Source organism: Mesorhizobium sp. M7A.F.Ca.CA.002.09.1.1, assembly GCF_003998555.1.
Taxonomy (GTDB): domain Bacteria; phylum Pseudomonadota; class Alphaproteobacteria; order Rhizobiales; family Rhizobiaceae; genus Mesorhizobium; species Mesorhizobium ciceri.
In genome coordinates this window covers 1-15044 of record NZ_RZRR01000033.1, presented here as the reverse complement: position 1 = coordinate 15044, position 15044 = coordinate 1, and the positions used below count along the sequence as shown (strand labels likewise).

The following is a 15044-nucleotide window of genomic DNA, read 5'->3' as shown; positions in this document are numbered from 1 at the left end:
GTCCATGTCTTGGCGTCGGCTGAGGCGCCAATCTCTTCGGCAATCAGGTTGACCAGCTTGTTGTCCGGTGTGAGGCGCACAAGATACTCGCCCCAAAGCTTGCCAAAGCTGAAGGTTACCTGGCTGAGATTCAGCGCCGGATCGAGGCTGTTGGTGGATTCCCCGCCCTGCAGGCCAGCCTTGATGATACCGCCCTTCACCGCCGTCTGGGCAAATGCCTTGCCGGCCAGCGCCGGCATCATGGCCGCCGATACGCCGAGCGCGGCGGCGCGCCCAAGAAAGGCACGGCGCGATATCCGGCCGTGACCGGCGAGTTCGGCGAGATAATCGAGTTCAGTTTTCATGTCCTACCCCTGTTTAAAAGTCGTGCGAGCGGCGCTCGTCCCGAAGGACGTGTGGCGCTCTAGTGTTGCATCCGGATGACGGTCGCTGACGCCCCTATGTGGCAGCTTGGTCTGACACAATTTCCAGGGGAAGCGCCTGCCTTTTTCTTCCGGCAGTATTGGTTCCCAGTTTTCCCGGAATTGCTTTAGTTCCCCGCGCTGGCCATGCGCCGTCCCTTGATTGCCTTTTCCAGCCAGCCGATTTCCATCTCTGGAACCGAGGAGAGCAGCAGGTCGGTGTAGGCGTCGAAGGGCGGGCTCAGCACCTTGCCCTTGGGGCCGTAACGCACCACCTCGCCGCGATACATAACCGCGATTGAATCGGCGATCGACTTCACCGTGGCAAGGTCATGCGTGATGAACAGATAGGCGACGTTCTCTTCCTTCTGCAGCTCCAGCAGCAGCTCGAGGATGCCGTGTGCCACCAGCGGATCGAGCGCCGAGGTCACCTCGTCGCAGATGATCAGCTTCGGCTTGGCGGCAAGCGACCGGGCGATGCAGACACGCTGTTTCTGGCCGCCGGAAAGCTCGGCCGGGTAGCGGTCGGAAAATCCCTTGCCCATCTCGATCTTGTCGAGCAGTTCGGCAACGCGTCTGTCGCGCTCACGGCCGCGCATGCCGAAATAAAACTCCAGCGGCCGGCCGATGATGGTGCCGACGGTCTGACGCGGGTTCATCGCCACATCGGCCATCTGGTAGATCATCTGCAACTGGCGCAGATCCTCCTTCGGCCGGTCGGCCAGCCTGTTGGCCAGCGCGCGTCCGTCGAAGGTGACGGTACCCTGTTCGGGTGGCAAAAGTCCCGTGATGGCGCGCGCCAGCGTCGACTTGCCGGAGCCGGACTCGCCGACCACGGCCAGCGTCTGGCCCGGATAGATGTCGACGGATACGTCCTTCAGCACCTTGATATGGCTGCGGCCATAGGCGGCGGTGACGTTCTTCACCGACAGGAACGGCGACGTGCCGGGCTTCTGCTCCTGGTGTTCGATCTCATGCACCGAGACCAGCGCGTTGGTGTATTCCTGGCGCGGCTCCTTGATGATCTGCCTTGTGCCGCCCCATTCGACCAGCCTTCCATGGCGCAGCACCATGATCTCGTCGGAGACCTGGGCGACGACGGCAAGGTCGTGCGTGATGTAGAGCGCAGCGACATGGGTGTCGCGGATGGCGTCCTTGATCGCCGCCAGCACGTCGATCTGCGTCGTCACGTCGAGCGCCGTGGTCGGCTCGTCGAAGACGATCAGGTCCGGCTCGGAGCACAGGGCCATCGCCGTCATCACACGCTGCAACTGGCCGCCCGAAACCTGGTGCGGAAAACGCTCGCCGATGGTTTCAGGGTTCGGCAGGCTGAGCTTCTTGAACAGCGCAACCGCGCGCTTCTCGGCCTCGGCGCGTGTCGCGGTGCCGTGCAGCAGGGTGGCTTCCACCACCTGGTCCATCAGTCTGTGCGCCGGGTTGAAGGCCGCTGCCGCCGACTGCGCGACATAGCAGACCTCGCGGCCGCGTAATTTGCGGAAGCCGTCCTTGCCGCCCTTGAGGATGTCGCGGCCGTTCAGGATCACCTCGCCGCCTGTGATGCGCACGCCGCCGCGGCCGTAGCCCATAGACGACAGGCCGATAGTCGACTTGCCGGCGCCGGATTCGCCGATCAGGCCGAGCACCTTGCCCTTCTCGAGCGTCAGTGAGACATCGTGCACCAGCACGATGTCCTTCGGCGGTTCGCCGGGCGGGAAGACGGTAGCCTCGATGCGCAGATTGCGGATGTCGAGCAGCAGGCCTGACTTCGGTTGCCCGAGCTTCGCTTTGGTGTCGGCCATCACCCGCGTCCTCCCTTGAGGCTTGTCGTCCGGTTGAGCACCCAGTCGGCAACCAGGTTGACGGAAATCGCCAGCAGCGCGATCGCCCCCGCTGGGATGAGTGCGGCCGCGATGCCGAACACGATGCCGTCTTTGTTTTCCTTGACCATGCCGCCCCAGTCGGCGTCCGGTGGCTGCACGCCAAGGCCGAGGAACGACAGCGTCGACAGGAACAGCACCGCGTAGATGAAGCGCAGACCGAGTTCGGAAACCAGCGGCGACAATGCGTTGGGGAGGATCTCGCGGAAGATGATCCAGCCGCTGCCTTCACCGCGCAGTTTCGCCGCTTCGACATAGTCCATGACGTTGATGTCGACGGCGACCGCGCGCGACAGGCGATAGACGCGGGTCGAATCCAGAATGCCCATCACCAGGATCAGCGTCACCAGATTGGTCGGCAGCACCGACAGCACGACGAGACCCATGATCAGTGTCGGGATCGACATCAAGAGATCGACGAGGCGCGACAGCAGCGTGTCGAACCAGCCGCCGAAGACGGCCGCCGAGAAGCCGAGAATGGCGCCGAGCGAGAACGACAGCGCGGTGGCCAGCACCGCGATGAACAAAGTGATGCGGGCGCCGTAGATCATGCGCGAAAGCAGGTCTCGGCCGAGATTGTCGGTGCCCAGCAAATGGGCAGCCGACATCGGTTCCCAGACGTCGCCGACGATTTCGCCATTGCCGTGCGGCGCGATCCAGGGGGCGAAGACCGCCGCAAGCACGAACAATGCCGTCAGCACGATGCCGATCAGCGCGGGGATGGGGATGCGTTTGATATCGAGCATATCCGCCCCCTATTTCGGATGTCTGAGACGCGGATTGGCGACGATCGCCGCTATGTCCGCAATGATGTTCAGGCTGATATAGACGGCGGCGAAGATCAGGCCGACCGCCTGCACCACCGGCACGTCTCGCTTGGTGACGTGGTCGACCAGATACTGTCCCATGCCCGGATAGACGAAGATCACCTCGACCACGACGACGCCGACGATCAAGTAGGCGAGGTTGAGCATGACGACATTGATGATCGGCGCGATGGCATTGGGGAAGGCGTGCTTGCGGATGACGTTGAAGGCCGACAGGCCCTTCAGTTCCGCCGTCTCGACATAGGCCGACTGCATGACATTGAGGATCGCCGCGCGTGTCATGCGCATCATGTGGGCGAGCACGACCAGCGTCAGCGCCGTCGCCGGCAAGGCGATCGCCTGCATCCGTTCGCCAAAAGGCATGCCGTCATAGACGGTCGAAATGCCGGGGAATATCTGCCATTTCACGGCGAAGAAATAGACCAGCACATAGCCGATGAAGAATTCGGGAAACGAGGTCGAGGCCAGCGCCAGCCCGGAGATCAGCTTGTCGACCCAGCCATTGCGGTAGCGCACCGCGATCAGGCCGAGGATGATCGCCAGCGGCACGGCGACGATCGCCGCCCAGAAGGCGAGGAACAGCGTGTTCCACAGCCGTCCCTTGATCGACGTGGCGATGTCCTGCCCGCTCGACATGGCCGTGCCGAGATCGCCGGTCAGCACGCCGCCCAGCCAATGAAAATACCTGAGATAGGCTGGCTGGTTGAGTCCGAGCTGCTCGCGCAGATTGGCAAGCGACTCCGGCGTCGCCGACTGTCCGAGAATGGCTTGCGCGACGTCGCCGGGCAGGATCTGGGTGCCGGCGAAGATCAGGACCGAAACGGCCAACAAGAGCAGAATGCCCAGCGCAACGCGCTGGGCCACCAGTTTCAAGATGGGTGAGGACATATCCGCAAGGCCAAGCTCAGGCTTCGAGCCAGCACTTCGCCAGCGCGTAGCCGTTCATCAGCTCCTGATGCGGATCGTCGACCCAGCCGCCGACCTTGGCGCCGGTAGCGTCGATGAACTGGTTGAACATCGGCAGGATCAGGCCGCCCTCGTCTCGTACCAGGACAGCCATGTCATGATACATCTGCTTGCGCTTGGTCTCGTCGAGCTCGGCGCGCGCCGCCAGCACCATCTTGTCGAAGTCAGGACGCTTGAAACGCGTGTCGTTCCAGTCGGCGGTCGACAGATAAGCGGTGGAGTACATCTGGTCCTGGGTCGAGCGGCCGCCCCAGTAGGACGCGCAGAAGGGCTGCTTGTTCCAGACCTCGTTCCAATAGCCGTCGCCGGGCTCACGCTTCAGCTCGATCTGAATGCCGGCCTTGGCCGCGCTCTGCTGGAACAACTGCGATGCATCGACGGCGCCCGGGAAAGCGACGTCCGAGGTCCGCAGCAGGACGGCGCCGTCGTGGCCGGACTTCTTGAAGTGGAACTTGGCCTTGTCGGGATCGTACTTGCGCTGCTCGATCTCGGTAAACAGCGGATAGGACGCATTGATCGGGAAGTCGTTGCCGAGCGAACCGTAGCCGCGCAGGATCTTGTCCAGCATTTCCTCGCGGTCGATGGCCAGCTTCAGTGCCATGCGCAAATCGGCGTTGTCGAACGGCGCCGTGTTGCAATGCATGATGAACACGTAGTGGCCAGGACCCGCGTGGTTGCGGATGGTGACGCCCGGCAGGCGCTTGATCAGGTCGACGATCTTCGGCTCGACGCGGTTGATCACGTTGACCTGGCCGCCCTGCAGGGCGGCCGTGCGCGCTGTCGCATCGTTGATGACGATGATCTCGATCTGGTCGGCATGGCCCATCTTGTCGCCCTGCCAGTAATTGGCGAAACGCTCGCCGCCATGGCGCACACCGGGCTCATTGGTCGTGACCTTGTAAGGACCGGCCGAGATGCCTGCGTCAGCCTTGTCCTTGCCGCCATTTGGTTGGACGATCAGGTGATAGTCGCTGAGCAAATAGGGCAGATCGGCATTGGCCTCCTTCAGCGTCAGCACGACTTCCTTGCCGCTGGCCTTGATGGTCTCGATACCTTTCATGTAGCCGAGCGCGCCGGATTTCGACTTCTCGTCGGAATGGCGCTCAAGTGTGGCGGCCACGTCCTCGGCGGTCACTGTCTTGCCGTTGTGGAATTCGACGCCGTCGCGGATCTTCAGCGTCCACACCTTGGCGTCGTCCGACGAGCCGATCTCCTCGGCGATGCGGTTCTCGAGCTTGCCTTCCGGCGAAAGCTCGACAATCAATTCGCCCCACATCTTGCCGAAGGCGAACGGCACCTGAGTCATGAACAGTGCCGGATCAAGGCTGTTGGTGGATTCGCCGCCGACAAGTCCGGCCTTCAGTGTGCCGCCCTTGACCGGGCCTGCCGCGCGTGCAGCGCTTGAAAGCAGCGAGGTGGCGAAGGGCGCGGAGATACCGAGCGCCGCCGCCCGGCCGAGAAAATCACGACGGCTCAGTTTGCCCGACGCGACACGCCGGCTAAGAAATTCCAGTTCGTTCGACATTTTGAGTTCCTCACTCTGTTGGTTCGACTCTGCGGTCGTTTTTCTTGTTTCTTGTGAGGAGAATAATGACCGCAAGGGAAAGCGGTAAGCAAGACCGAATGCGACATGCCGTGGCGTAAATCGTACGTCGCAATTGGACCAATGAAATCGGCATTCAAAGAAACGCGCGCGGCACCTTCTCCTCGAAATTGCGCTCGAAGACGAGGGTTTCGTCCTCATAGGCCTCGATTCTGGCGCTGACGCTGAAGTTTTGCCCGTCCGATCGCATTTCGGCTGTCGTTTCGGTGCGTACTGACCATCCGTTTCGCGACAGGGTCTGCGTCCAGTGCGTCTTCCCCGAGGCCGACAGCGGATCGTCGGGATGGATCGTCCAGGTCTCGCGGGCGATGCTGCCATTGGCGAGGCCATGGGCGAGATCGCGCACCTCGCCGAAATCGTCAACAATGGAAAGCGTCACCATTCCGGTCTTCTCATCACGATCGACATGACGCTCTGAATTGGCGGCGCGGATCGTCTCTGTTGCCCAGGGGGTGGCACCTTCCGGCTCGGCGAACGTTACTTCGTCGCCTGTCGCCAGCGGCCGCAGCGGCAAATTGAGCGTCGCCGTCGACAAGGTGAGCTGGACCGGCTCCGGCGACGGCCAGATGGCAGGCCAATAGGCGTTCGAAACGGCAACACGCAGCCGGTGGCCGGCCGGCACACGATAGGCGCATTGATCGAGCACGACGCGCACCGAGACGGTTTCGCCCGGCACCAGCGCCTCGGGGAATTCGTGCGAATTGCGGTGCGTCAGATTGAGCACGCCATAGGAGATCAACTCCGAGGCGCCGTCGGGATGCACATCGCAAAGCCGGACCGCGATGTTGGCCTGCGGACGATCAGAGGACAGCCGCAGCTCGACCTCCGGCGCTCCGACGATGTCGATCGGCTCGCTGAGTTCCGGCTGGTCGAAACACACCGACAGCGCATCGTCGGGGCGCTGGTCGCCGGGCAGTTCGGGACCGAAGGTGAAGGGAAAATACTCGCCGCCGGCCAGGCCGCAGCTTTGCGGAGAGGCGATGATGGCGGGTTTTTCCGTTGAGGAGATCAGATCGAGCGTTTGCATCTTGATGGTTGGCGAGGGCCATTCCTGCTCCGCCACCCAACGGCCGGGACGCTCGGGGTGCCAGCGCGCCGGACGCACGCTGTCCATGACATAGGCGCGGTAGGCCGGGTCGGCCTCGACGCCGGTGTCGACACCCTTCAGCCAGCGGTCCCACCAGCGCAAGGCCTCCTGCAGGAAGCCGATGGCAGGCTTGGGCCCGGCGTAGTGCGGGTATTTGTGGATCCATGGCCCGACGATGCCCTTGACCGGGGCTTGGATGTTGGTCGCCAGATGCGAGACGGTGTTGCGGTAGCCGTCATGCCAGCCGCCGATCGACAGCACGGCGGCTTTGACGGCGGAAAAATCCTCGCAGATCGAGCCGCGCTTCCAGTAGGCATCACGGTGCTGGTGTTTCAGCCACAGCGGCGCCAGGAAGGATTGGTTCTCCAGCCGGGTCAGCCACAGATCGCGCCACCGGTTGTCGCCGGCCAAAAGCGGATCCGGCGGCCGCGACGAGTAGGACAGCATGGTCGAGGCCCAGCCGAAATTCTCGATCAGCAGGCAGCCGCCCTTGTAGTGGATGTCGTCGGCATAGCGGTCGACGGTCGAGCACAGGCTGATCACCGCTTTCAGCGCCGGCGGCCGCTTGGCCGCCACCTGCAGGCAGTTGAAGCCGCCCCAGGAAATGCCCATCATGCCGACATTGCCGTTGCACCAGGGCTGGCTTGCCGCCCAGGCGATGACGTCGCAGGCGTCCTGCAATTCCTGCTCGGAATATTCGTCGTCCATCAGCCCTTCGGAATCGCCATTGCCGCGCATGTCGACGCGGATCGAGGCATAGCCGTGGCCGGCGAAATAAGGATGCGTCAGCTGATCGCGAAAGATGGTGCCGTCGCGCTTGCGGTAGGGCAGATGCTCTAGGATGACAGGCACCGGATCGTCGCCCGCATCCTCCGGCATCCACACCCGCGCCGACAGGCGGCAGCCATCCGGCATGACGATGCCCATGTCCGGGAATTCGACGATTTTGCGGGCAAATTCGGTGACGGTTTTCATGGCATGCTCCAGGATCGCCAGATGATGGAGCCTGCCGTGCCGCGTCGTGGGCCAGCCAACGAATTCGGCTGGTCAATCCGCGTCAGTTCAGCGGGATATCGTTATCGTCCTTGTTCGCCTGATAGATGTTGGACAATTCATCGTAGCGCGCCGAAATCGCGCCGATACGGGTCTCCAGCCGTCGCCGCTCTGCCTCGGGCAACGCTCGCACCAGCCTGCGGATAGAAAAGCTCTTCCAGTAGGCATTCTCGGCATTGTAGCCGCCGGGATCGAGGGTGAAGACCTCTTTCAGGATCTTCAGGTCGTGCGGGATGGCGAAGCTGTCGCGCGAATCCTCGTGGCTGAACAGATAGTAGAAATTATCGAAGCCGGTCCAGGTGATCGCCGACAGGCACAGCGAGCAGGGTTCGTGCGTGGCGATGAAGATGGCGTCTTTCGTATCGACGCGCTCAGCCCTGGGCATTTCGTAGAAACGCTTCAGGCAGTGGACCTCGCCATGCCAGAGCGGGTTTTCCATCTCGTTGTTGGTTTCAGCCAGCACCAGCGAACGGTCGTCCTTGCGCAGGATCGCCGCGCCGAACAGCTTGTTGCCATAGGTAACGCCGTCGGCCGTCTTCGGCACGATGTCGTGCTCGATCACATCGAGCAGGCGGTCGATCAGTGAAATATCGGTCACAGGAGGCTCTCGTTGGGCAAGTGGATCTCGTAGGCGTGCGAGAAATGGAACTCTTCGAGATTGGAGCCATCGCCGCCACGGTCGACGATCAGGAAGTCCTGAGCCTCGCCGAGCGGCGTCAGCACGCCATGCCAGAGATTGCGCCGGTAATTGATGCCTTGTCCGGGTGCGGTGATGAAGGCATGCGGCTCGCCCGGCCCCTGCTCCCCGTCATGGCAGACGACGACCAGGAAGGGGCGCGGCGAGAGCGGGATGAAGGCCTGGCTGCCGAAGGGATGGCGCTCGACCATGCTCAATTTCAGGGGCAATTCGTAGGGCGTGCCGCGCACCATCGAGATCAGCACGCGGGCGTTCGGACCGGTTGCTTCGGCGGTAGCCAGATCATGATAGCGCTCGGCCCTGCCGCCATTGATCGGGTAGTGGTTGTCGCCGCCCATGTCGATGACATCGCCGAAGGGGGCAAAGCCCTCGCGGGTCAGCGGCCGCGCGACGATACGGGTCACAGCGCGCGCCTTGCGATGCCGGCGCCGCCGAGCTTGGCGTGCCGGTTGACGTCCTTGTAGAGCAGATAGCGGAATTTACCCGGGCCACCGGCATAGCAGGCCTGCGGGCAGAAGGCGCGCAGCCACATATAGTCGCCGGCCTCGACCTCGACCCAGTCCTGGTTGAGGCGGTAGACGGCCTTACCCTCCAGCACATAGAGACCGTGCTCCATGACATGGGTCTCGGCGAAGGGAATGACCGCGCCGGGTTCCAGCGTGACAATGGTCATGTGCATGTCGTGGCGCAAATCTGCCGGATCGACGAACCGCGTCGTCGCCCAGCGGCCTTCGGTGCCGGGCATCGGCGTTGGCGCGATCTCCTGCTCATTGGTGAAGAAGGCTTCCGGCACATCGAGACCGTCGACCACCTCGTAAGCCTTGCGAATCCAGTGGAAGCGCACGGCGGCCCTGCTTTCGTTGCGAACCGTCCAGCCGCTGGCCGGCGGCAGGAAGGCAAAGCCGCCGGGCCGCAACACATGCGTCTTGCCGGCAAGCAGAACCGTCAGTTCGCCTTCGACCACGAACAGAGCGCCTTCGGCGCCGGCATCGGGTTCCGGCCGATCGCTGCCGCCGCCGGGCGCGACCTCGACAATGTATTGCGAGAACGTCTCGGCAAAACCCGATAGCGGTCGCGACAAGATCCAGACGCGGGTTTCGTCCCAGAACGGCAACGCACTGGTGACGATGTCCTGCATCACACCCCGGGGAATGACGGCATAGGCCTCAGTGAAGACGGCGCGGCCGGTCAGAAGCTCGTTCTGGCCGGAATGACCGCCATGTGGCGCGTAATAGGTTCGCTCGGGCATCCTGATCGTATCCATGGTTTCAAACCTATTGCGGAAGCATGTCCTTGAGGCGGAGCAGCGCGATGCGCTCGACCTGTTTGCAGGCGGTCTCGAATTCGACGCCGCGGCTGTTGCCGATGCGCGCCTCGAACTCCGCCAGGATTTCCCCCTTCGTCTTTCCCTTCACCGCGATGATGAAAGGGAAGCCGAAGGTGGTGACGTAGGCGGCGTTGAGCTTGGAAAACAGTTCGCGCTCCTTGTCGGTCAGCGCGTCGAGGCCGGCCGAGGCCTGTTCCCTGGTCGATTCCGCCGTCAGCCGTTTGGCCTTGGCCAGTTTGCCGGCAAGGTCGGGATGGGCGTTGAGCACCGAAAGCCGCTCGGTTTCGCTGGCGGAGCGGAAGATACGGCAAAGCGCATTGTGCAGGCCGCCCGAAGTGTCATGCGCCGGGCCTAGTTCCAGTTCGTAGGCGCGTTCGGCGATCCAGGGCGAATGCTCGAACACGCCGCCGAAAGTGTGGACGAAGGTCTCGAATTCCATCTTCGATGGGCGGAGTGCCGCCGGTTGATAAGGATTGACCTCTTGCCAGTGCTTGGCGATGTCGATGCGCCTCGCCAGCCAGACCTTGTCGTGCGACTTCACATAGTCGACGAAGCGCTTCAGCGCCGCCACCCGGCCCGGCCGCCCGACGAGGCGGCAGTGCAGGCCGATGTTCATCATGCGTGGCCGGCCGGCCTTGCCCTCGGCATAGAGCGTATCGAAGCTGTCCTTCAAATAGGCAAAGAACTGGTCGCCCGAGTTGAAACCTTGCGGCGTGGCGAACCGCATGTCGTTGGCGTCGAGCGTATAGGGGATGATGAGCTGCGCGCCGCCCTCATGCTCGAACCAGTACGGCAGCTCGTCGTCATAGGTGTCCTACACATAGTCGAAGCCGCCTTCTTCCGCCACAATCCGCACCGTGTTGATCGATGTGCGACCCGTATACCAGCCGGTCGGGCGCGCGCCGGTCACTTCGTAGTGCAGCTTGATCGCCGCCTCGAGGTCGCGGCGCTCATCCTCGGCGCTGTGGTCGCGGTAGTCGATCCATCTTAAGCCGTGCGAAGCGATCTCCCAGCCGGCGTCCTGCATGGCCGCTACCTGATCCGGCGAACGGGCGAGCGCTGTGGCGACGCCGTAGCAGGTGATCGGCACTTGCGACTCGGTGAACAGCCGGAGCAGCCGCCAGAAGCCGGCGCGGGCGCCGTATTCGTAGATGGATTCCATGTTCCAGTGGCGTTGACCCACCCAGGGTGCCGCGCCGACGATTTCCGACAGGAAGGCTTCGGACGCCTTGTCGCCATGCAACACGCAGTTTTCGCCGCCTTCCTCGTAATTGACGACGAACTGCACGGCGACATGTGCACCGCCAGGCCATTTCGGGTCCGGCGGATTGGCTCCGTAGCCACGCATGTCTCTGCTGTAACGCATCGTCCCTCCCGCCGGGCACGGCCCGAAGTATGATCAGAATATCGAAAGGGTGCTTCTCGCATTCCCCCGAAAATTTTTGAAAGTGTTTTTGTCGCACTCCGCTCGACCGGGACTTATGCATCGCCTTTAATTGGCGCACAATTCACTGTTGATACTTGACCGTACCGGGCCAATTCGCTCGTACCGGAAATGGGAGGCGGCCAATGGCAGAAACGTCGAAAGCCGACGGCGGGCGTCTGACGACCCATGTCCTCGACACGGCGACCGGCAAGCCGGCGGCGGGACTGTCGATCGCGCTCTATCACCTCGAGGGCAAGGCGCGGACACATCTGAAGACCGTTCTCACCAATGCCGACGGCCGTTGCGACAAGCCGCTGCTCGCCGGCGCGGAATTCCGCACCGGCGAATACGAACTGGTCTTCGCCGCCGGCGACTATTTGCGCCAGCAGGGGTTGAGCCTGCCGAAACCGGCCTTTCTCGATGTGATACCGATCCGCTTCGGCATGGCCGAGCCTGTGCATTATCATGTGCCACTGCTGGTCTCGCCCTACGGTTACTCGACCTACAGGGGGAGCTGAGGCATGACCAAAATTAGCATCCGCAACGAAATCCGCTTCATTCTCAATGGCAGGGATGTGGCGCTTTCGTCGGTGGCACCCGACGCGACCTTGCTCGACTGGCTGCGGCTCGACCGTTCGCTGCGCGGCACCAAGGAAGGGTGTGCCGAGGGAGACTGCGGTGCCTGCACCGTGCTGGTCGGCAAGCTGTCGGAGGGCGGCTTGGTCTATGAAAGCGTCAATGCCTGCATCCGCTTCCTCGGCTCGCTCGACGGCACACACGTCGTAACGGTCGAGCATCTGCGTGGCGGGCCAGGCCAGTTGCATCCGGTGCAGCAGGCGATGGTCGATTTCCACGGCTCGCAATGCGGCTTCTGCACGCCCGGCTTCGTCATGTCGCTCTATGGCTTGTGGATGAAGTCGCCTGATCCCTCGAACGCGGATGTCGAAAAAGCTTTGCAAGGCAATCTCTGCCGCTGCACCGGCTATGAGGCGATCATGCGCGCCGCGCATGCCATCTCCAGCTACGGCAAGGCGGCAAAGGACCCGCTGGCCACGGAACGCAAGGCGATCACCGCGAGGCTCGAGGCCATGCGTGACGGCGCCCGGGTCGAGATCGGAACCGGCAAGGCGCGGCTGGTCGTGCCGGCCGATGTCGACGATTTCGCCGCCGTGCTGGACAAGGAACCCGGCGCTACCATCGTGGCCGGCTCGACCGATGTCGGCCTGTGGGTGACCAAGCACATGCGCGATATTTCACCGGCCATTTTCATCGGCGATCTCGACGGGCTTTGCACCATCTCGGAAGACAAGGGCGTCATTTCGATCGGCGCCGGCGTCACCTACACTGACGCCTTCGCGACATTGGCGAAGCGCATCCCGGCGTTGGGGCCATTGTTCGATCGCATCGGCGGCGAACAGGTGCGCAACATGGGCACCATCGGCGGCAACATCGCCAACGGCTCGCCGATCGGAGATACGCCACCGCCATTGATCGCGCTTGGCGCAAGTCTCACCTTGCGCAAGGGCAAGAAGCAGCGGACGATCCCGTTGGAAACCTTCTTCATCGCCTACGGCAAACAGGATCGGCAGCCGGGTGAATTCGTCGAGGCCGTGCATGTGTCGGTGCCGGCCAAGGAAACGAAGTTTGCCGTCTACAAGATCACCAAGCGTCGCGACGAGGACATTACCGCGGCCCTTGGCGCGTTTTTCCTGAATCTGGCCAAGGACGGCACGGTGGCGGAGGTGCGCATCGCCTATGGCGGCATGGCGGCGACGCCGAAGCGGGCGTCTTCCGTCGAAAAAGCGCTGTTCGGCAAGCCATGGACCGAACAGACGGTTGAAGCGGCGATGGCCGAATATGCCAGGGATTTCACCCCGCTGACCGACATGCGGGCCTCGGCCGAATATCGCGCCCTGGCAGCGAAAAACCTGCTGCTGCGCTTTTTTGCCGAGAGCAGCGGCACCAGAGAGCCGGTCCAGGTTTCAAGGCACGAGGCGGCATGATGAACAAGCACGCTGCCCCCAACCTCAAGGCTGAAAAGATCGCTGGCGGCGTCGCCACCGATCAGCGCCACGATTCCGCGCACAAACATGTCAGCGGTACCGCCGTCTACATCGACGACATGCCGGAACCATCAGGCACGCTGCATGGCTGCCTAGGGCTTTCCGGTGCCACGCATGCCACCATCACCAGCATGGATCTCTCGGCGGTGCGTACAGCGCCCGGCGTTGTCGACGTGCTGACGGCCAGTGACGTGCCGGGCGAAAACGACATTTCGCCGACCGGCCGCCACGACGAGCCGGTGCTTGCCGACGGCAAGGTGCAATTCTACGGCCAGCCTATCTTCTGCGTTATTGCGCAAACTCGCGAGCAGGCGCGCCGCGCCACAAGATTGGCAAAGGTCGAATACAAGGAATTGCCTTTCGTCACCGACATCGGCGCGCTCGATCCGAAGAAGGACAAGCTCGTCACGCCGCCTCTCACTCTGAAGCGCGGCGATGCCGCTACGGCGATCCGTCAGGCGCCGCGCCGGCTAAAGGGAAGAATGCGCATCGGCGGCCAGGAACACTTCTACCTCGAAGGCCATATCGCCATGGCCGTTCCTGGCGAGGATCAGGACGTCACCATCTATTCCTCGACCCAGCATCCAAGCGAAGTCCAGCACATGGTCAGCCATGCGCTCGGCGTGCCGAGCAATGCCGTCACGGTGGAAATCCGCCGCATGGGAGGCGGCTTCGGCGGCAAGGAAACGCAGGGAAATCAGTTTGCCGCATTGGCCGCGATCGCCGCGAAGAAGCACCACCGCGCCGTGAAGATCCGGCCCGACCGCGACGACGACATGATCGCCACCGGAAAGCGTCATGATTTCCTCGTCGATTACGAGGTCGGCTTCGATGACGAGGGCAACATCCTCGGCGTCGATTTCATGTTCGCGGCGCGCTGCGGTTTTTCGTCGGACCTTTCCGGCCCGGTAACCGATCGCGCGCTGTTCCATTGCGACAACACTTATTTCTGGCCGGCTGTGCATGCGCAGTCGGCGCCGCTCTACACCAACACCGTGTCGAACACCGCCTTTCGTGGTTTCGGCGGCCCGCAAGGCATGGTCGGCGCCGAGCGCGTCATCGACGAGGTGGCCTTTGCCGTCGGCAAGGATCCGCTCGAAATCCGCAAGAAGAATTTCTACGGCACCAGTAGCGAGGGGGGCCGCAACATCACGCCCTACCACCAGACGGTCGAGGATAACATCATCCAGCGCATCGTCGCCGAGCTTGAGCAAAGCGCGAGCTATGCGCGGCGGCGGCGTGAAATATCGGCCTTCAATGCCAACAGCCGTTTCATCAAGCGGGGCCTGGCTCTGACGCCGGTCAAGTTCGGCATCTCGTTCACCGCCACGCATTACAATCAGGCCGGCGCGCTGGTGCATGTCTACACCGACGGTTCGGTGCACCTGAACCATGGCGGAACCGAGATGGGGCAGGGCCTCTACGTCAAGGTGGCGCAGGTGGTGGCGGAAGAGTTCCAGATCGATCTCGACCAGGTGAAGATCACCGCGACAACGACTGGCAAGGTGCCGAACACTTCGGCTACGGCAGCGTCGTCCGGCTCCGACCTCAACGGCATGGCGGCGCAGAATGGCGCGCGCCAGATCAAGGATCGGCTGACCGATTTCGCCGCCGAAAAATATCAGGTGCCGCGTGATCAGGTGCTGTTCCTGCCCAACCGGGTGCGTATCGGCAACCAGGAAATCGCCTTCGCCGACCTCGTCAAGCAGGCCTATAT

12 protein-coding genes and 1 pseudogene are annotated in these 15044 nt (G+C 62.8%); 3 read left to right on the top strand and 10 right to left on the bottom strand.

The features are described from left to right. From EN994_RS03080 to puuE, 10 genes and pseudogenes are all read right to left on the bottom strand, one after another. A partial coding sequence (locus EN994_RS03080) for a twin-arginine translocation signal domain-containing protein (protein WP_127307394.1) occupies positions 1 to 344 on the bottom strand: 344 nt, incomplete at its 3' end. Positions 345 to 529: 185 nt separating this feature from the next. Further along, the gene (locus EN994_RS03075) at positions 530 to 2200 is read right to left on the bottom strand and encodes an ABC transporter ATP-binding protein (protein WP_013528251.1); all 1671 of its coding nucleotides are present in this window, start codon (positions 2198 to 2200) and stop codon (positions 530 to 532) included. Further along, on the bottom strand, positions 2200 to 3024 hold the full coding sequence (locus EN994_RS03070; RefSeq protein ID WP_013528250.1) for an ABC transporter permease: 825 nt from the start codon (positions 3022 to 3024) through the stop codon (positions 2200 to 2202). The genes EN994_RS03075 and EN994_RS03070 overlap by 1 nt, the downstream gene beginning before the upstream one ends. Before the next feature lie 9 nt (positions 3025 to 3033). Beyond that, positions 3034 to 3993, bottom strand: a complete 960-nt coding sequence (locus tag EN994_RS03065) for an ABC transporter permease (RefSeq protein WP_013528249.1) — start codon at positions 3991 to 3993, stop codon at positions 3034 to 3036. A 16-nt stretch (positions 3994 to 4009) separates the two neighbouring features. Next, the gene (locus EN994_RS03060; RefSeq protein WP_063169819.1) at positions 4010 to 5596 is read right to left on the bottom strand and encodes an ABC transporter substrate-binding protein; all 1587 of its coding nucleotides are present in this window, start codon (positions 5594 to 5596) and stop codon (positions 4010 to 4012) included. A gap of 154 nt (positions 5597 to 5750) precedes the next feature. Continuing rightward, positions 5751 to 7736 (bottom strand): CocE/NonD family hydrolase, encoded by a 1986-nt coding sequence (locus EN994_RS03055; RefSeq protein WP_063169820.1) that lies wholly within the window; start codon positions 7734 to 7736, stop codon positions 5751 to 5753. 82 nt (positions 7737 to 7818) lie between these two features. After that, positions 7819 to 8412 (bottom strand): nucleoside deaminase, encoded by a 594-nt coding sequence (locus tag EN994_RS03050; protein WP_013528246.1) that lies wholly within the window; start codon positions 8410 to 8412, stop codon positions 7819 to 7821. After that, positions 8409 to 8915, bottom strand: coding sequence for an ureidoglycolate lyase (locus EN994_RS03045; RefSeq protein WP_013528245.1), 507 nt, complete (start codon positions 8913 to 8915; stop codon positions 8409 to 8411). Before EN994_RS03045 ends, EN994_RS03050 begins: the two co-directional genes overlap by 4 nt. After that, positions 8912 to 9775, bottom strand: a complete 864-nt coding sequence (locus tag EN994_RS03040; protein ID WP_024501939.1) for a bifunctional allantoicase/(S)-ureidoglycine aminohydrolase — start codon at positions 9773 to 9775, stop codon at positions 8912 to 8914. Before EN994_RS03040 ends, EN994_RS03045 begins: the two co-directional genes overlap by 4 nt. Before the next feature lie 10 nt (positions 9776 to 9785). Further along, a pseudogene (puuE, locus tag EN994_RS03035) lies at positions 9786 to 11204 on the bottom strand (allantoinase PuuE). Positions 11205 to 11407: 203 nt separating this feature from the next. On the opposite strand from puuE, the gene uraH reads away from it, so the two are divergent. The 3 genes from uraH to xdhB form a co-directional block, all read left to right on the top strand. Beyond that, positions 11408 to 11782, top strand: coding sequence for a hydroxyisourate hydrolase (gene uraH, locus EN994_RS03030; RefSeq protein ID WP_013528242.1), 375 nt, complete (start codon positions 11408 to 11410; stop codon positions 11780 to 11782). A gap of 3 nt (positions 11783 to 11785) precedes the next feature. Continuing rightward, positions 11786 to 13267, top strand: coding sequence for a xanthine dehydrogenase small subunit (gene xdhA, locus EN994_RS03025; RefSeq protein WP_063169822.1), 1482 nt, complete (start codon positions 11786 to 11788; stop codon positions 13265 to 13267). Continuing rightward, a partial coding sequence (gene xdhB, locus EN994_RS03020; RefSeq protein ID WP_127307393.1) for a xanthine dehydrogenase molybdopterin binding subunit occupies positions 13267 to 15044 on the top strand: 1778 nt, incomplete at its 3' end. The genes xdhA and xdhB, both read left to right, overlap by 1 nt.